Origin of the sequence: Kocuria palustris (assembly GCF_016907795.1) — a bacterium.
GTDB lineage: Bacteria > Actinomycetota > Actinomycetes > Actinomycetales > Micrococcaceae > Kocuria > Kocuria palustris.
Genome location: NZ_JAFBCR010000001.1, coordinates 475,335 through 492,550, shown reverse-complemented (window position 1 = coordinate 492,550; position 17,216 = coordinate 475,335). Strand labels below are relative to the sequence as shown.

Annotated in this window: 13 protein-coding genes; 5 read left to right on the top strand and 8 right to left on the bottom strand. The window is 70.1% G+C overall.

What is annotated here, in order from left to right; genetic code table 11:
• Positions 1–76 precede the first annotated feature (76 nt).
• Entirely contained in the window at positions 77–1,501 is a 1,425-nt protein-coding gene (gene glnA / locus JOE55_RS02110) for a type I glutamate--ammonia ligase (protein WP_024290307.1), read from the bottom strand.
• A 227-nt stretch (positions 1,502–1,728) separates the two neighbouring features.
• On the opposite strand from glnA, the gene JOE55_RS02105 reads away from it, so the two are divergent.
• Positions 1,729–2,169 carry an RDD family protein gene (locus JOE55_RS02105; RefSeq protein ID WP_024290308.1) on the top strand — a complete coding sequence of 147 codons (441 nt, stop codon included), beginning with the start codon at positions 1,729–1,731 and terminating at the stop codon, positions 2,167–2,169.
• Between the two features lie 68 nt (positions 2,170–2,237).
• Here JOE55_RS02105 and JOE55_RS02100 read toward each other — a convergent pair whose 3' ends face one another.
• From JOE55_RS02100 to lipB, 3 genes are all read right to left on the bottom strand, one after another.
• The gene (locus JOE55_RS02100) at positions 2,238–3,023 is read right to left on the bottom strand and encodes a DUF4191 domain-containing protein (RefSeq protein WP_006214858.1); all 786 of its coding nucleotides are present in this window, start codon (positions 3,021–3,023) and stop codon (positions 2,238–2,240) included.
• Positions 3,024–3,203: 180 nt separating this feature from the next.
• Complete coding sequence (gene lipA / locus JOE55_RS02095; protein ID WP_006214859.1) at positions 3,204–4,214, bottom strand: lipoyl synthase; 1,011 nt, start codon at positions 4,212–4,214, stop codon at positions 3,204–3,206.
• Positions 4,215–4,300: 86 nt separating this feature from the next.
• The gene (lipB, locus tag JOE55_RS02090) at positions 4,301–5,005 is read right to left on the bottom strand and encodes a lipoyl(octanoyl) transferase LipB (RefSeq protein ID WP_024290309.1); all 705 of its coding nucleotides are present in this window, start codon (positions 5,003–5,005) and stop codon (positions 4,301–4,303) included.
• A 72-nt stretch (positions 5,006–5,077) separates the two neighbouring features.
• Here lipB and JOE55_RS02085 point away from each other — a divergent pair, with 72 nt between their 5' ends.
• Positions 5,078–6,970 (top strand): hypothetical protein, encoded by a 1,893-nt coding sequence (locus tag JOE55_RS02085; protein WP_204781866.1) that lies wholly within the window; start codon positions 5,078–5,080, stop codon positions 6,968–6,970.
• Positions 6,971–7,108: 138 nt separating this feature from the next.
• Here JOE55_RS02085 and JOE55_RS02080 read toward each other — a convergent pair whose 3' ends face one another.
• The 4 genes from JOE55_RS02080 to JOE55_RS02065 all read right to left on the bottom strand — a co-directional run bounded on the left by JOE55_RS02080 (position 7,109) and on the right by JOE55_RS02065 (position 13,162).
• Positions 7,109–7,456, bottom strand: coding sequence for a hypothetical protein (locus tag JOE55_RS02080; protein WP_006214862.1), 348 nt, complete (start codon positions 7,454–7,456; stop codon positions 7,109–7,111).
• A gap of 167 nt (positions 7,457–7,623) precedes the next feature.
• Entirely contained in the window at positions 7,624–9,855 is a 2,232-nt protein-coding gene (sucB, locus tag JOE55_RS02075; RefSeq protein ID WP_204781865.1) for a 2-oxoglutarate dehydrogenase, E2 component, dihydrolipoamide succinyltransferase, read from the bottom strand.
• 90 nt (positions 9,856–9,945) lie between these two features.
• Positions 9,946–11,313 carry a dihydrolipoyl dehydrogenase gene (gene lpdA, locus JOE55_RS02070; protein WP_006214864.1) on the bottom strand — a complete coding sequence of 456 codons (1,368 nt, stop codon included), beginning with the start codon at positions 11,311–11,313 and terminating at the stop codon, positions 9,946–9,948.
• 205 nt (positions 11,314–11,518) lie between these two features.
• Entirely contained in the window at positions 11,519–13,162 is a 1,644-nt protein-coding gene (locus JOE55_RS02065; RefSeq protein ID WP_204781864.1) for a leucyl aminopeptidase, read from the bottom strand.
• A 322-nt stretch (positions 13,163–13,484) separates the two neighbouring features.
• Between JOE55_RS02065 and JOE55_RS02060 the strand changes: the two genes are divergently transcribed.
• The 3 genes from JOE55_RS02060 (at position 13,485) to JOE55_RS02050 (ending at position 17,095) form a co-directional block, all read left to right on the top strand.
• The gene (locus JOE55_RS02060; RefSeq protein WP_006214866.1) at positions 13,485–14,405 is read left to right on the top strand and encodes a PAC2 family protein; all 921 of its coding nucleotides are present in this window, start codon (positions 13,485–13,487) and stop codon (positions 14,403–14,405) included.
• A gap of 59 nt (positions 14,406–14,464) precedes the next feature.
• Positions 14,465–15,697, top strand: a complete 1,233-nt coding sequence (locus tag JOE55_RS02055; RefSeq protein WP_239546386.1) for an MFS transporter — start codon at positions 14,465–14,467, stop codon at positions 15,695–15,697.
• Between the two features lie 99 nt (positions 15,698–15,796).
• Positions 15,797–17,095, top strand: a complete 1,299-nt coding sequence (locus JOE55_RS02050) for a hypothetical protein (RefSeq protein WP_204781862.1) — start codon at positions 15,797–15,799, stop codon at positions 17,093–17,095.
• Positions 17,096–17,216: the final 121 nt, after the last annotated feature.

Sequence of the window (17,216 nt, the reverse complement as noted above, 5' to 3'; positions counted from 1 at the left end):
CACTGCCCGTGCGGACTGTTCGCGGATTCTCCGCGCTGTGTGCTGCTGTTCGCCCTCGTCGGCTGGGGTGCGAGGATCAGACTCCGTAGTAGAGCTGGAACTCGAGCGGGTGCGGGACGAGCGAGAGCGGCTTGAGCTCCATCTCACGCTTGTACTCGATCCAGGAGGACAGAGTGTCCTCGGTGAAGACATCGCCCTGCAGCAGGAACTCGTGGTCCTCCTCCAGCGCCTGCAGTGCCTCCTCGAGCGAGCCCGGAGCCTTCTTGATGTCCTTGGCCTCCTCGGGCGGCAGCTCGTAGAGGTCCTTGTCGATCGGATCCGCCGGCTCGATGCGGTTGCGGATGCCGTCCAGGCCGGCCATCAGCTGCGCGGCGAAGGCCAGGTACGGGTTGCAGGAAGGATCCGGGGCGCGGAACTCCAGGCGCTTGGCCTTGGGGCTGGTGCCGGTGATCGGGATGCGGATGCCCGCGGAGCGATTGCCCTGCGAGTAGACCATGTTGACCGGGGCCTCGAAGCCCTTCACCAGGCGGCGGTAGGAGTTCACCGTGGGGTTGGTGAAGGCCAGCACCGCCGAGGAGTGCTCCAGCAGGCCGCCGATGTACCAGCGGGCAAGATCGGAGAGCCCGGCATAGCCCTTCTCGTCGTAGAACAGCGGCTCGCCGTTCTTCCACAGCGACTGGTGGCAGTGCATGCCGGAGCCGTTGTCGTTGAAGACCGGCTTGGGCATGAAGGTGGCGGTCTTGCCCCAGGCCTCTGCGGTGTTCTTCACGACGTACTTGAACTTCTGCAGGTCGTCGGCCGCATGGGTCAGGGTGTCGAAGCGGTAGTTGATCTCCGCCTGACCGGAAGCGCCGACCTCGTGGTGGGCACGCTCGACCTCCAGGCCGACCTGATCCAGGGTCACGGAGATGGCATCGCGCAGATCGGCCTGCTTGTCCGTGGGGGAGACGGGGAAGTAGCCGCCCTTCAGGGACGTCTTGTTGGCCAGGTTGCCGCCCTCCTCACGGCGCCCGGTGTTCCACGGGGCCTCGTCGGAGTCCACGGCGTAGAAGGAGCCCTGCGGCTGGACGTCGTAGCGGACGTCCTCGAAGATGAAGAACTCGGCCTCGGAGGCGAAGTTCGCGGTGTCTGCGATGCCGGTGGAGCGCATGTAGGCCTCGGCGCGCTCGGCCACGCCGCGGGGATCGCGGTGGTAGGGCTCGCCGGTGCGGGGGTTGACGATCGAGCAGGTGACGTTGAGCGTCTTCTCGATGCGGTACGGGTCCAGGAAGGCGGTGGCCACATCCGGGATGAGCTGCATGTCGGACTCGGCGATTCCAGCGAACCCGCGGATCGAGGAGCCGTCGAAGAGCTGCCCGTTCACGAAGAAGTCGTCATCCACGGCCTTGGCGGGGAGGTTGAAGTGCTGCTGGACCCCCGGCATGTCGGTGAACCGGATGTCGACGAAGACGACGTCCTCCTCCTTGATGAAAGCGAGGACCTCTTCTGCTGTCTTGAACACTGCGTACTCCTTCATGGTGTGGGGCGGCCGCCCTGTCAGCGGTCTTCCGCACGACGGGCCGAGCCCCTAGCGGATCGTCTTCGACCCTACGGAGGCGCCGTTGCCCAGCCGTGACCCTCGTGTTTCGCGGGTGTTTCGGATCTCATCCTATCGGCCGAGCCTCCGAGCACGCCCGAAGCGCGCAGGATCCGCCGGAGCCGCCGCGGCTGCCCCGGTAGGCTGAGCGGATGACCGAGCACGACGACGTCCGCCGCCCCAGCGTCCCTGCCGACGCAGAGACGGGCTACCCGGGACAGGGTCTGGGGCGCCCCCAGGACGGGCCCGGCTCGATTCCCAGCCTGATCCGCCGCGTGGGAGGCCTGTGCATCGACTGGGGCATCGCGGTGGCGCTGGCCTGGGCGCTGCTGCCCTACGAGTGGGTCAACCTCGGCATCACCGGGATCTGGCTGGTGCTCACGATCCTGGCGGTGGGGTTCATGGGCCACTCGGTGGGCCACCTGGTCCTGGGGATGCAGGTCCAGACCCTCGATGGCCGCCCGATCGGCTTCGCCAGGGCGTTCGTGCGCACCGTGCTCCTCGCCCTGGTGATCCCGGCGCTGATCATGGACCGCGACCAGCGCGGGCTCAACGATCGCCTGATCGGCACGGTGCTGGTGCGCATCCGCTGAGCACGACCACGCGAAGAGGCCCCGGACGTCGGTGACATCCGGGGCCTCTTCGCGCGTTCGGAGCGGGATCAGCGGCCGCGCAGCGCCTTGTGATCGGGGCGGGCGCGCATGGGGTCCACGCCCTTGGGGATCGGCAGCTGGTCGGAGCGCAGGGTCGACAGGCGCTGGTGCACCGCCGAGACCTCCTGCTTGGTCAGCTTGTTCTCCAGCTTGCGGATGTGCTTGGAGACCTGGTTCAGCGGCACCTGATCCTCACGCGGGCCGGCGGCGATGATGTGGATCGGGACATTGCGCACGCGCGGTCCCACGCGGCGGCGCTCCTTCTCGGCGAGCTTGCGGGCGCGGCCGGTGGGGCCCTCGGTCACCAGCACCACACCGGGGCGGCCGATGGCGCGGAAGACCAGGTCGCGATTGCGCGGATCGATCTGCACCGGCTGCTCCTCGACGATCCAGCCGCGGCGCAGCGTGGACAGAGCCGCGCCCGTGGCGCCCGGCTGATCCTCGATGCGGGCGAAGGCGGCCTTCTCCGCCCGTCGGGACAGGAACCAGAAGCACAGCAGGATGGCGAACGGGATGCCGATCAGCAGCCAGGTGATCCAGTTGTTGAGCAGCAGGCCCAGCAGCAGGAAGACCACCAGCACGCCCAGCCCGAGGGCGATGAGCTTGAGGGTGATGTTCGGGTCCTGCTCCTTGGTGATCTGGAAGACCTGCTTGATCTGGGCGAAGGGCCCGGGACCGCGCTCGGCCTTCCGCTTGGCCTTGGCCTCGCGCTGCTCCTGCTTGGCCTTGGCCTTGGCGGCCTTGGGATCGGCAGCGGAGGCGCCCTTGCTGCGGGAGGGAGTGCGATCAGACACGGATGGTTCCTCGTGGTCGGGATGCTGCGGGTGGCCGCCCGGTCGAGACGCTGGTGGGCGAGGGGCGGCGGAGCGGGGCCAGTCTAGCGGCTGAGGGAGGCGGCAAGGGCCCGCCCGACGCGATGCGTCGGCGGGCCCTTGCCGGACCGACGGTGCGCTGCAGGCACCGGCAGCTCGGACTCAGCGGCCGAGCTTGGCCATGAGGGTCGAGGCCTCCTGCGCGGCGGAGCCCTCATCGGTGATGTGGGCCAGGTGCTCGGGGATCTCGCGGTCGAGCTTCTTCATGGCCCGGGCCCACAGGCGCCCGGAGCGGTAGGAGGAGCGGACCATGGGCCCGGCCATGACGCCCAGGAAGCCGATCTCCTCGGCCATCTCGCTGTACTCCACGAACTGCTCGGGCTTGACCCAGCGGTCAATCGGGTGGAAGAGCTTGGACGGGCGGAGGTACTGCGTGAGGGTGATGATGTCGCAGCCGGAGTCGCGCAGGTCGCACAGCGCCTCGTAGATCTCCTCGTCCGTCTCGCCCATGCCCAGGATCAGGTTGGACTTGGTGATCAGGTCCTGGTCCTTGGCGAAGTTCAGGACCTCGAGGGAGCGCTCGTAGGTGAAGGCCGGGCGGATCTTCTTGAAGATGCGCGGCACGGTCTCCAGGTTGTGGGCGAAGACCTCCGGCTGGGCGTCGACGACCTCCTGCAGGGACTCGGGGCGGCCCTTGAAGTCGGGGATCAGGATCTCCATGCCGGTGTTCGGGGAGATCTCGTGCACGGCGCGGATGGTCTCCGCGTAGAGCCACGACGCGCCGTCCTCCTGGTCATCGCGGGCCACGCCGGTGACGGTCGCGTAGCGCAGGTCGAGGTCGCGGATGGACTCCGCGACCTTGCGGGGCTCCTCCGGGTCCAGGGGCTCGGGACGGCCGGTGGAGATGTCGCAGAAGTCGCAGCGACGGGTGCACACCGAGCCGCCGATGAGGAACGAGGCCTCGCGGTCCTCCCAGCACTCGTAGATGTTGGGGCAGCCGGCCTCCTCGCACACCGTGTGCAGGCCCTGGCTGCGGGCCATGGACTTCAGCTTGGTGTACTCCGGACCGGTGCGCGCGGTGTTCTTGAGCCAGTCCGGCTTCTTCTCGACCGGGACCTCGGCATTGCGGGCTTCGACGCGCAGCAGGCGGCGGCCTTCGGGGGCGATGGTCATCGGCGTTCTCCTCGTCTGTTGTCCTGGGTGAGGACCGGGTCAGTCTGTCGGTGCTCGGACCGCGCGGTGGCGCGGGCTGATGCGTCTCAGGCCGCGCTCGCGGCGGGCCAGGGCAGGGGTGCGGCGTCTGCGGGGATCTCGGAGACCTCGCACAGATCGGCCTCGCGGAGGATCAGCTCGTCGATCACGAGGTCCTTGACCTCCGACGGCGTCACGGTCCGGCCGAGCTCGCGGCTGATCGTGGTCACGCCGGCGTCCGAGATCCCGCACGGGATGATGCTGCGGAACGCCTCGAGGTCGTTGCTGCAGTTGATCGCGATGCCGTGCATGGTGGTGCGCTTGGAGACCTGCACGCCGATCGCCGAGATCTTGCGATCGCCGCCGCGCTCGTCGGCGAGGATCCAGGCTCCGGAGCGGCCCTCGACCGTGACGGCCTCCAGCCCGAGCCGTCGCAGCACGGACAGCACGAGCTGCTCCATGTTCCGCACGAACTTCACGACGTCGATCGGGGTGGTCAGCTTCATGATCGGGTAGACCACGAGCATCCCGGGGCCGTGCCAGGTGATCTTGCCTCCGCGGCCGATCTCGACCACTTCGGTCCCATCCGTGGGGTACTCCTCGGCGGCGGCTCGCCGACCTGCCGTGTAGACCGGCTCGTGCTCGCACAGCAGGACCGTGTTGGCCCGGGTGCCCGCGACGACGTCGCCGTGGACGATCCGCTGCAGCTCCAGCGCGGGTCGGTACGGAACCAGGTCCGGAGCCATGCCGAGAGACTCGATGGAAAGGGACATGTCACCAGGGTACGCCTGGTGCTCGGATGTGGATAACTCGAGACGTCCTTTCGCTGACAGCATGCTGGGCGCATGGATGAGAACCAGACGGGCACCGCTCAGGACCACGATCCGTTCCGGGAGCTTCTGCGCTTCGATGGCCCGTGGGCGCCGGCCGGCGGGCAGCGGCTCACGCACCTGCAGACCGGAGAGTCCTTCGGACGGCTCGCGCTTGCGGACGCGCACGACGCCTCTGACTGGGCCGAGCTCGTGGACGCACTTGCAGACCTGGACAGCGAGCGGCTCGTGCTCCCGCGGGCGGTGATCGACGACGGCACCGCCGTGCTCTACTCCGGGCCCGACGACCTCGGTGAATCCTTTGCGAGCCTGCTGGAGGCTTCTGGGATGGTCGAGCAGGATGAGACCGTGCGCATGGCAGCCGATCTCGCCCTCGCCCTGCGGCAGCTGCACTCCTCCGGCGCAGTGCTCGGGCGTCTGCGGCTGCAGGACGTGCTCAGGTCCGGTGACGGAGGGTGGGCGCTGCTGGTCTCTCCGTCCTCCGGCGCCCACACGGCGGCTGGGGCTGAGTTGGCGCGGCTCAGCCGCGCCGACGTGGTCCTGCTCGCCTCGGCCGCTGTCACGGTGCTCACCGGGCGACGCCCCAGCGCTGCGCGCACTCGTGCGCCGCTGCGCAGCACCCACCCGCTGCTCGATCCGGAAGCCGCCGACGCCCTGGACCTCGTGCTCGACCGGGCGGCGCAGCAGGAGGGGGAGGGCTCAGCCGGGACGGGGGAGCGCGCCGGGCCGACGGCTCGTGCCGGTACCGGGATGGCCACCGGCTCAGGGATGCTCACGGCCTCGGAGCTGGAGCTGCTGCTGCGGCCTGCAGCGTCGTGCTCGGCGGGGTTCGAGGCGACGGAGGCCGAGGCGACAGGGGATGAGCCAGCGCGCTCCGGCCCCACAGGGGCTGGGCCTGCCGACGTGACGCGGATGGGCCGGCCCGCTGTCGAAGGACCGATTGCGGCGAAGGGCGCGGGCGACTTCGCCCCTCTGTCCGCAGATGAAGCCGAGCCCCTCCCGGAAGGACAGGAGCGCGATGATCCCACCGTCCGGCTGCTGCGTGCCGAGGCACGTGAGCCGGAGAGATGGCGGCGCAGCGCTCGAAGTCTCCGAGGAAGCACTCGACGAGGTGACGGCGGTGCCCAGCACACCGGCGGTGGCGGGGAGCAGGGCAGGGGCGGCGGGCCTCAGCTCGTGAGCAGCGATCGTGCGGACCGGGGCAGGGCTCGTCCGGCCCGAGGTCGTGCGCGTCCGTCAGCCGCCGCGTCTGAGGAATCGCGACGCCCGCGTCGCGTGCTCGCTGGAGCGGCCGCGGTCGTGATCGGTGCCGCTGCCCTGGCCGGGTGGCAGGTCGTCACCGGGCCGCCAGACGAGATCCCCAGCGCCGTCGGCTCGGCCGAGCAGGTTCCGGGCGCTGCTGTCGGAGACCAGCCGGCTGCCGGTGGCGATGACCCGACGCAGGCAGCACCGGGGGAGTCCGTCTCGTCCGAGACCGGAGCGGCGACCGAGCCGGAAGCTGTGAGCGCTCAGCACAGTCCGGAGTACGCCGCGGCCGCGCTGATCGCCTTGCGCGCCGATGCGCTGCGCACGGGAGATCGCGACCTGCTGGAATCGGTCTACCTCCCGGAAGCGGCCGATCTGGCCGATGACCTGGAGACCCTGGACCAGGCGAGATCGTCGGGAGCGTTCGAGGACCTGCAGATGGCGCTCGCCGATGCGCAGCCGTCGGCCTCGGACCCGAGCGCCGCCCGCGCCGAAGCCAGTCCACCCGAGCGAACCGCCACGGTCACCGGCACGGTGGAGGCCACGGGCAGCGGCCTGGATCCGGAGGCCGCCGGTGAGGCCACGCTGCGCCAGGACGTGAGCATCGAGATGGTGGCAGGCGACGACGGCGCCTGGCGCCTCCTCGACGTCACGCCGATGTGAGCCGGAGATGCCGGAGGCCCGAGATCGCCTCGAGCCGGAGGTGGCGGCGACCCGGTGATGACGGCGAGCCGGGACCGATCTGCTCGGTCCCGGCTCACGGGTGCACTGCTCAGCGGGGCTCGTGTGCCCGCGTGCGGCTCACCAGAGGACGGCGATCACCATGTTGATCAGGGCCGAGCCGCCCACGCCGTGGGCGATGCCGGTCGAGACCGGCTCGCCCTTGGCGATCTTCCGGCGACCGATCAGGGCCGCGGCGAAGACCGCGATGGCGATGATCAGCTTGATGGTGAGCTTGAGGTGGTTCACGGGGCCGTCCCCCATCTCGAGCAGCCCCATCAGGAGCAGACCGGAGACGAGCATGGCCACGGACGACCAGAACTGCCAGCCGGTCACCGTCGGCTTGCGGAACGTGGCGATCCAGGTGCCGATGATCACGGCGGCGCCGAAGAGATGGACGAGGACCAGGAGGGAGTACACGAATGCCATGGAATCCACACTAACCGCAGTTTGACGACACCCTGTCACCGATTCCTCGAGGCAGCCGGTGATCTCAGCCACCCGTCGCGATGCGGGAAGGCCCCGCACCGTGGGACGGTGCGGGGCCTTGCAGGAGACGCTCGCTCGACGCGCTGCCGAGCGGGGGCGGACTCAGCTCACAGGCCGAGCGAGCCCTCGAAGCGGCCCTCCTCCAGGCGGGCCTTGAGACCCTGGAGGAAGCGGCCGGCGTCGGCGCCGTCCACGATGCGGTGGTCGTAGGTCAGCGACAGGTAGCACATGTGGCGGATGGCCACGACGTCGTTGCCGTCGGCGTCCTGGATGACCATGGGGCGCTTCACGATCGTGCCCGTGCCCAGGATGGCGACCTGGGGCTGGTTGATGATCGGGGTGTCGAACAGCGCGCCGAAGGAGCCCAGGTTCGTGATCGTGAAGGTGCCGCCGGTCAGGTCGTCAGGGCTGAGCGAGCCGTCGCGACCGCGGGAGCCGAGGTCGGCGATGTTCTGGGCCAGGCCCGGAAGCTGCATGTCGCCAGCCTCCTTGATGACCGGGACCAGCAGACCGCGCGGGGTGTCCACGGCGATCGCCAGGTTCTCGGAGCCGTTGTAGACGATCTCCTTCTCGTCCTCCTTGAACGTGGCGTTCAGGGCCGGGTTGGCCTTGAGCCCCTCGGCCACGGCCTGGGCGAAGAAGGGGAGGTAGGTCAGCTTGGCACCGTGCTTCTCCTGGAACGGGGCCTTGGCCTTGTTCCGCAGAGCGGCCACGCGGGTCATGTCGACCTCGGTGACCTGCGTCAGCTGAGCGGACTCCTGCAGCGACTCGCGCATGCGCTTGGCGATCGTCATGCGGATGCGCGGTGCCTTCTCCGTGGTGCCGCGCTTGTCCGAGACGGGCTGGATGGTGGTCGGCTCGCCGTTGTCGGCGATCTGCGCACCACCCTGCTGGGCCGAGCCGGAGGAGGCCGGGGCCTGGGCACCCGACTCCGCAGCGGCCAGAACGTCCTGCTTGCGGATGCGACCACCCACGCCGGTGCCCTTCACGGAGGCGAGGTCCACGCCCTTCTCGCGTGCGAGCTTGCGCACGAGCGGGGTGACGTAGCCGGAGGCCTCACCGGAGCCGGAGGCCTCGCCGGAGCCGGAGGCCGCGGAGGATTCCTGCTTCGGAGCCTTCTGCTGCGCGGACTCGGTCTTGGCGGCCTGCGCCTTCTCGGACCTCTGGTCCTGAGCGGACTTCTCGTCCTTCTTGGCCTCGCCGGAGGTCTTGTCCTCGGCGGCCTTGTCGGTGGCCTCGGGGGTCGACGACGACGTCGCGGCGTCCTCGATCTCCTCGGCGGACTTCTCCTCGCTCTTGCCCTGATCGGAGGAGTCATCCGAGGAGGCGGAGGACTCGGCGGCGTCTGCGTCGCCGATCACGGCCAGGACCTGGCCGACCTCGGCGTCCTCGTCCTCCTGGACGCGGATCTCGAGCAGGGTGCCGGCCACCGGGGAGGGGACCTCGGTGTCGACCTTGTCGGTGGAGACCTCGAGGAGGGGCTCGTCGACGGAGATCTCCTCGCCGATCTCCTTGAGCCAGCGGGTCACGGTGCCCTCGGTCACGGACTCGCCCAGGGCGGGCAGGGTGACCTCGGTGCCGGAGCCGCCGGAGGACTTCTTGGCCTCGGCCTTCGGAGCCTCCTCGGCGGGCTTCTCCTCGGACTTCTCCTCAGCCTTCGGCTCCTCCTTCTCGGCGGAGTCATCCGCGGAGTCGCTGGAGTCGTCGGAGGACTCGGCGGCGTCTGCGTCGCCGATCACGGCCAGGACCTGGCCGACCTCGGCGTCCTCGTCCTCCTGGACGCGGATCTCGAGCAGGGTGCCGGCCACCGGGGAGGGGACCTCGGTGTCGACCTTGTCGGTGGAGACCTCGAGGAGGGGCTCGTCGACGGAGATCTCCTCGCCGATCTCCTTGAGCCAGCGGGTCACGGTGCCCTCGGTCACGGACTCGCCCAGGGCGGGCAGGGTGACCTCGGTGCCGGAGCCGCCGGAGGACTTCTTGGCCTCGGCCTTCGGAGCCTCCTCGGCGGGCTTCTCCTCGGACTTCTCCTCAGCCTTCGGCTCCTCCTTCTCGGCGGAGTCATCCGCGGAGTCGCTGGAGTCGTCGGAGCTGCCGGAGCCGGAGCCGTCGCCGATGACGACCAGCGGAGCGCCGACCTCGACGTCCTCGTCCTCCTGGACCAGGATCTCCTCGATCACACCGGCGACCGGGGAGGGGACCTCGGTGTCCACCTTGTCGGTCGAGATCTCGACGATGGCCTCGTCGACGGCCACCTCGTCGCCGACCTCCTTGAGCCAGCGGGTCACGGTGCCTTCGGTGACGGACTCACCGAGTGCAGGAAGGTTCACGGTTTCAGACATGTTCAGATTCTCTTTCTGACGTCAGGTCGATGCAGTGCTGGTGATCGGCCGGCGACGCTGTCAGCAGCGTCGCCGGCCGAGGTGGCCTGATCAGCCGTGCAGCGGGATGCCCGCCAGGCCCATGGCGGCCTCGCCGAGGGCCTCGTTCTGGGTGGGGTGCGCGTGGACGAACTGCGCGACGTCCTCCGGGTAGGCCTCCCAGTTGACGATGAGCTGGCCCTCGCCGATCTGCTCCGAGATGCGCTTGCCGATCGCGTGGAAGCCGACGATCGGGCCGTCCTTCTCGCGGACCAGCTTGATGATGCCGCCGGTGCCCAGGATCGAGGACTTGCCGTTGCCGAGCAGGTTGTACTCGAAGGTCTCGATGTTCTCCTTGCCGAACTTCTCCTCGGCCTTGGGCTGGGTGTAGCCCACCGACGAGATCTCCGGCTCGGTGAAGGTGACCTTGGGGACGTTGATGTCCTCGACGGGGATCGGGTTCAGGCCCGCGATCTCCTCGGCCACGAAGCGGCCCTGCTGGTAGCCGCGGTGGGCCAGCTGCACGCCCGGGACGATGTCGCCGATCGCGTAGATGTTGCCCACGCCGGTGTGCAGGCGCTCGTTCGGGGTGACGAAGCCGCGGTCCATGGGGATCCCGAGGTCCTCGTAGCCCATGTCCTCGGTGCGCGGGGCGCGGCCCACGGCGACCAGGACGACGTCGGCCTCGAAGACCTTGCCGTCGGCGAGGGTGACCTTGGCGCCGTTGTCGTCCTGCTCGACCTTCTCGAAGAAGGTGCCCAGGTTGGTCTTGATGCCCTTCTTCTTGAACTCCTTCTCGAGGTTCTTGATGATGGCGGGGTCCTCGTTGGGGACCAGGTGATCCAGGCCCTCGATGACGGTGACGTCCACGCCGAAGGAGTTCCACATGGAGGCGAACTCGGAGCCGATGACGCCGCCGCCCAGCACGATCGCGGACTTGGGGGTCCAGTCGATCTCGAGGGCCTCGGTGGAGGTCATGACCCGATCGCGGATCTCGATGCCCATGGTCTTCGAGTAGGAGCCCGAGGCCAGGATGATGTGCTTGCCGGTGTAGGTGGTGCCGTCGACGTCGATGGTGTTCTCACCGGTGAGCTTGCCGAAGCCGTCCACGACGGTGACCTTCTTGGACTTCATGAGTCCCTGCAGGCCCTTGTACTTGCCGGCGACGATGCTGTCCTTGTACTCGCGCACCTTGGCCATGTCCACGGAGACCTCGCCGATGCTCACGCCGTACTTCTCCGAGTTCTGGGCCTCGGTGGCCAGCTCGGCCGAGTGCAGGTACGCCTTGGTGGGGATGCAGCCCCAGTGCAGGCAGGTGCCGCCCAGCTTGGACTTCTCGATCAGCGCGACGCTGAAGCCCAGCTGGACTCCGCGAAGAGCTGCGGCGTAGCCAGCGGAGCCTCCGCCGAGCACCAGGATGTCGAATTCGTTGTCTGCCACGGATGACGCTCCCTTGCGATCTGTTCCACGTGCGCCCGGCGTCGTCGCCGTGCGTGCCCCTGACATGCCGTGCAGAGGCCTCAGTTCTGTTCGTCAGTCTAGCCCCGTCGCACGCGCGCGCCATGCGGGTGACGACCGTGCCGCACGGCCTGCCCGGAGGCCGGCCGTGCGGCACTGCTCACACCGCGAGCGTGCTCGAGTCTGCTCAGACCGGTCGTCCGGCCACGAGCTCGAGGGTCCGGAACAGGGTCAGCAGGCCCATGCCCGTGCCCTGACGAGGGGTATAGCCCCACGGGGAGTCCTCGTTGAACGACGGTCCGGCGATGTCCAGGTGCGCCCAGGGGCCGGCAGGGCCCTCGGGGCGCAGGTCATCGGCCGAGTCGGTGTGCTCGGCGCCGCCGAACTCCTGCAGGAACAGCCCGGCCACCAGCATCCCGCCCTCGCGGTCGCCGATGTTCTTCAGATCGGCGACGTGCGAGTCCAGCGAGGCGCGCAGGTGATGCGGCAGCGGCATGGGCCACAGGGACTCGCCCGAGTCGACCGAGGCCGACAGCAGCGCCTCGACGGCATCGTCATCGCCCATGACTCCCGCGGTGCGCTTGCCGAGGGCGATCATCTGAGCACCCGTCAGCGTGGCGACGTCGATGAGCAGGCCCGGATCCTCCTCGCGGGCGGCGACGAGGCCGTCGGCCAGCACCATCCGGCCCTCGGCGTCGGTGTTCAGGACCTCGACGGTGCGCCCGCCGCGGATGCGCAGGACGTCGCCGGGGCGGGTGGCGGTGCCCGAGGGCATGTTCTCGGCCAGGCACAGCCAGCCCGTGGTGACCACGGGAAGCCCTGCCTCGGCGGCGGCCAGCACCGTGGCCAGCACGGTGGCGGCCCCTGACATGTCCGACTTCATGGTCATCATGGATGCCCCGGGCTTCAGCGACAGGCCGCCGGAGTCGAACGTGATGCCCTTGCCCACCAGCGCCACATGGTCGACGGGCTTGGCCGGCTCCCAGCCGATGCGCACCAGGCGCGGCGGGTGCGCCGCTCCCTGGCCCACGCCCATCAGGCCGCCGTAGCCGCCGGCGGCGAGCTCGTCCTCGGCAAGGACCTCGACCGAGAGCCGGCCCTTGGCCCCGGTGGAGGTCGCGGCCGCGAGATCGCGGGCCAGCTCGGCGAAGCTGTGCGGATACACCGTGTCCGGGGACAGATCGGTCAGTGTGCGCGACAGTGCTACGGCCCGCCCCAGGTTCTCCGCGCGGGTCAGAGCGGGAGCCAGCTCGTCCGCGGGAAGGCCCGCCGCGGCGATCGTGGCACGGCGCAGCGGGGAGTCGCTGGGCTTGCGGGTCGCGTGCTTCTGGGCGGTGAACGTGAAGGCGCCCAGCGCCGCGCCCTCGGCCACGGCGGCGGCCTCTGCCACGTCCTGGGCCGGCAGAGCGAACACGGCGTGCTCGCGACCGGTCAGGGCGCGTGCGGCCGCACCGGCGGCGCGGCGCAGCGACTCGGCGCGCGAGTCGGTCTCGCGGCCGTCGCCCAGCCCGCTCAGCACGATGACCGGCCAGGCCGAGCCCGACGGGGCCGGCAGGGTGCGGACCTCATCTGCGGCGCCGGAGACGCGCAGCGCCTCCGCCTGCAGCTGCAGATCGGCGGGAAGGCCCTTGGCCTCCAGCGGCATGGCCACGACGGGGCCATCGGGGGTCTTCTCCACGCCGAGCACCAGAGCGTCCGCGGACAGGGAGGACAGCTTCTTGGTGCTGCTGGTCAGGCTCAGCCCGCCCGGGGGGACGAGGTCGATGAGCGCGGGCGGGGTCTCGGCGCCGGGGCGTCGGCGGGCGGGAGAGCTGGAGGGGGTGCGGGCCATGGACTGTCCTCATTCCTGTGGAGGGTGATCTGCGCGCGGCGCGCGATCGGGGCGGGGATCGGTTCCTGCAGCGGTGCGCCTGGCCTGCCTCCGGGCGATATGCCCGGAGCGGGGCCGGAGCGTCCAGCCGCTGCGTCATGTGCTCGAGGGTAGCGGGCGCCTCGGACGGGGCACGGCGAATGGGCGCTGCTCCTCATGGGTGCGAGACTGGTGGCTCGGCCGTCGCACGGAATAGAACACGCCTGCGGGGCCGTTGCATCCTGCTGAAGCGCCCGTGCCCGTGGAGGGGCGCGGCGCACGGCACGTCGATGGAGGAGCAACTGTGGCTGATGCATCCGAGCTGTACATGGCGAACGGGAGCCTGCTCGATGACCCCCGGCTGCACGGCGCTCCCATGATCGTGGCCCTGTCCGGCTACGCCGATGCGGGGCACCTGGCCGAGCAGGTCCGCGAGACCCTGCTGGGGGGACTGCCCTCGGAGGTCCTGGCCAGGTTCGACTCCGACCAGCTGCACGACTACCGGGCCCGGCGCCCGCACGTGCGCTTCGTCCAGGACCACTTCGAGCGCATCGAGGGCCCGGAGCTGGCCCTGCACCTGGTGACGGACCCTCTGGGCCAGCACTTCACGGTGCTCTCCGGGCCGGAGCCGGATCTGCATTGGGAGCGCTTCCTGGACGCGGTCATGGACCTCGTGCAGCGCATGGAGACCTCGATCGTCACCGACGTCACGGGATTCCCCATGCCCGTTCCGCACACCCGACCCTTCCTGGTGACCCCGCACGGCTCGCGCACGGATCTGGTGGGCTCGGGCTTCTCCAAGCTGCCGATCATCGAGATGAGCTCCTCGGTCGCCCAGCAGCTCGAGATCCGCCTTGCCGAGGCCGGAATCGACCACGTGGGCTTCTCGGTGCACGTCCCGCAGTACATGGCCGAAGCCGTCCTGCCGCAGATCGCGGTGACCGCGTTCGAGCACTTCTCCGCGGCCACGGCCCTGACCCTGCCCACCGACGCCCTGCGCGACGACTCCCGCGATGCCCTGCAGCGCATCGAGGAGCAGGTGGCCGAGTCGCCGGAGATCCAGGCCGTGATCTCCCAGCTCGAGCAGCGCTACGACGAGGCCGTCGAGGGCGCGCAGCCGCGCTCCCTGCTGGCCGGAGACGCCGACGAGCTGCCCGATGCCGATGAGATCGGGGCGGCCGCCGAGGCCTTCCTGGCACAGCGCTCGGAGTCTGACGACCTGTGACGGGCGCTGCGTCTGGTCGTCCCCTCCCGCAGCGCGACTCGCGCACAGCCTTCCTCGTCATGGGGGTGGGCGTCTTCGCCTACATGATCGCCGTGGCGCAGCGGACGAGCTTCGGGGTGGCCTCGACCCAGGCCGCGGATCGCTTCGGCGCCGCGGCCTCCGAGCTGTCCCTGTTCACGATGCTGCAGGTCCTGATCTACGCCGGCATGCAGATCCCCGTCGGCGTGCTGGTCGATCGGCTGGGCAGCCGGCGGATGGTCGCCATCGGCGCCGGGCTGATGATCGTCGGACAGCTCATCCTGGCCGTGGCCGAGTCGATCAGCGTGGGCGTTCTGGCTCGCGTGTTCGTCGGCGCCGGCGATGCCATGACCTTCGTGTGCGTGCTGAAGATCGTCCCGGCGTGGTTCTCGCTGCGCTATTCGCCCATGGTCACCATGGCAGTCGGCGCGGTCGGCAACCTGGGCCAGCTGCTGTCGGTCGTGCCGTTCAGCCTGCTGCTCTCGGCGGCCGGATGGGTCCCGTCGTTCCTGTCGATGGCAGGACTGTCCGTGCTGACGCTGGTCCTCGTGCTGGCCTTCCTGCGCGACTCCCCGGAGGGCTCGGCCCGCAGCGAGCGGCCCACGACCCTGCGCAGGGTGCGCATCCAGGTGCAGCGCTGCCTGCGCGATCCCTCCATCGGACTCGCGTTCTGGCTGCACTTCACGATCCAGTTCACCGGCAACGTCTTCGGACTGATGTGGGGTTACCCCTATCTGCAGCACGCCCAGGGCCTGTCGATGGGGGAGGCGTCGTTCGTCATGACGTTCTTCGTGCTGGCCAACATCGTCGTGGGCCTCGTGCTCGGCGGGATCGTCTCGCGTGCGCCCGATCGCCGGATGCGCCTGTCCTTCACCATCATCGGACTGGGTGCGACCGCGTGGCTCGTGCTGCTGCTGTGGCCCGGGCATGCGCCGTTCCTGGTGGTGGTCGCGGCGGTCGTGCTGATCGCGATCTCGCTGCCGGCCTCCATGCTCGCCTTCAACGTGATCCAGTCGTTCATCCCCGTGCGCCGGGCCGGCACCGCCACCGGGATCGCGAATGTCGGCGGCTTCGTGGCGGCCCTGATCGCGATCTTCCTCATCGGTGCCGCGCTGGATCTGCAGCTGGCGCTGGGGATCACCGACGAGCTGTACTCGCCGGCGTCGTTCCGAGTGGCCATGGCCACGCAGCTGCTGGTGACGGCCGGGGGCTCGGCCTTCTGCCTGCTGTTCACCCGCCGGGTCCGCAGCAAGTACGGCGCCAGCGCGGTCTGAGGGCTCCACAGCCTCCGTCTGCGCAGCCGCGCGGGGCGGGATCTCCACGGTCGTCGGCTTCCGGACCCGGTGGCCGGCCCCGACGGCGACGCTGGGCCCATGAGCACAGACGCCGCGCACAGCGATCCCACTCCCTCCTCCCGCGCCGACTCCGGGCAGGACGTCGGCCGCGACCCGTTCACGCCCGTGGCGCGCACCGCCGCGGACATCCTCGCGATCATGCCGCACACGCTGGGGCAGTGGCCCAAGCGCTCGGCGGTGCTGCTGACCTCGACCGATTCGGAGCCCGGCCCGTGCCTGCGCGTGGACCTGCCCGAGGAGCGGGTGCTCGCCGATGAGCTCACGCTGCTCGAGTGGATCGCCGAGCTGTGCCGCCTGCTGGAGCACGATCCGGTGGGCGACCGCCTCTACCTGGCACTGTTCACCGACGGGTCCTCCCTGGACGCGCGGCAGTGTGAGCAGGTCGTCGACGCCGTGGGGGAGGCCGCGGCCCTGTCCGGGCACAGCATCGCCGGGTGCTGGGAGGTGGGGCCGCGGCAGTGGTTCGATCTGGAGGACTCCGAGCCCCGGATCGGCCGCGACGTGCAGGAGATCCGCTCGAGCGCGGTGTGGACGGCGCTGGTGGTCACCGGAAGCACGGTCGACGAGCCGGCCCCGGCTCGGTCCGTCCGCGCCGAGCCGGAGCGCAGCGAGCTGCGGGTAGAGGACTGCCGGGGCCTGGTCCGAGAGTTCCAGCGGCGATGGAGCCTGCGCCGCGGCGCGGCCGGACCCGGTGCCGCCCAGTGCCTCCACCGCGACGTCGGACCCCAGGTGGCCGACTCCCTGGAGGCCTGGCAGCGCCTGCTCGATGAGCGCTCCCCGGGCACGGCCGCCGAACGGGCCTCGGCGCTGGATTCGGCCGCGCAGGCGCAGCTGCTGGTCTGCCTGGCGGATCCGCTGGGATCGGACGCGCTCGCGGTGTCCGTGCTCACCGGCCAGCACGGACGCGCCCTGAGGGCCTGGTGGCAGCTGCAGGCCATGGTGCACGGGTCGAGCCACGGCGAGGACTTCGGCTGGATGATCGAGGTGCTCAAGGGCCAGTGGGACGGGACGCCCGACTGGGAGCGGGTCGAGCAGTGCGAGGGCGTGCTCGAGCTGCTGCTGGACCTGCTGCACGGCGCCGCTGAAGCGGGGCCCGGATCGCCGGCCGGTGCCGATGCCGAGGCCTGGCTGTGGGTGGCCACCGCGCATCTGGAGCGCTTTCGCGCCCGGGGGACGCGGGCGACCCAGTGGCTCGAGCTGGCTGCGGAGGCCGTGCCGGGGCACCTGGGCGTGGCACGACTGCGCGCTCTGGGCACCCAGCATCCGCTGCCCAGCTGGGCGGGAGATCCGCAGCGCAGCTGGCATCGTCGCAGCTGAGCCCCGAGGTCCTGCCGGTGTTCGGACGAAAGCCGTGGGGCGCGCTCCAGCGATGTCAGAAAAAAGATCTGCGACATCCGCGATTCACGGAACAAAAGGCAGCGACCTCTGGTTGGATCCC

Coding starts and splice junctions, on each gene's coding strand:
- JOE55_RS02105 (WP_024290308.1), top strand. CDS start 1,729: ATGACCGAGCACGACGACGTCCGCCGCCCCAGCGTCCCTGCCGACGCA.
- lipA (WP_006214859.1), bottom strand. CDS start 4,214: ATGACCATCGCCCCCGAAGGCCGCCGCCTGCTGCGCGTCGAAGCCCGC.
- lipB (WP_024290309.1), bottom strand. CDS start 5,005: ATGTCCCTTTCCATCGAGTCTCTCGGCATGGCTCCGGACCTGGTTCCG.
- JOE55_RS02085 (WP_204781866.1), top strand. CDS start 5,078: ATGGATGAGAACCAGACGGGCACCGCTCAGGACCACGATCCGTTCCGG.
- JOE55_RS02080 (WP_006214862.1), bottom strand. CDS start 7,456: ATGGCATTCGTGTACTCCCTCCTGGTCCTCGTCCATCTCTTCGGCGCC.
- sucB (WP_204781865.1), bottom strand. CDS start 9,855: ATGTCTGAAACCGTGAACCTTCCTGCACTCGGTGAGTCCGTCACCGAA.
- JOE55_RS02065 (WP_204781864.1), bottom strand. CDS start 13,162: ATGGCCCGCACCCCCTCCAGCTCTCCCGCCCGCCGACGCCCCGGCGCC.
- JOE55_RS02055 (WP_239546386.1), top strand. CDS start 14,465: ATGGGGGTGGGCGTCTTCGCCTACATGATCGCCGTGGCGCAGCGGACG.
- JOE55_RS02050 (WP_204781862.1), top strand. CDS start 15,797: ATGAGCACAGACGCCGCGCACAGCGATCCCACTCCCTCCTCCCGCGCC.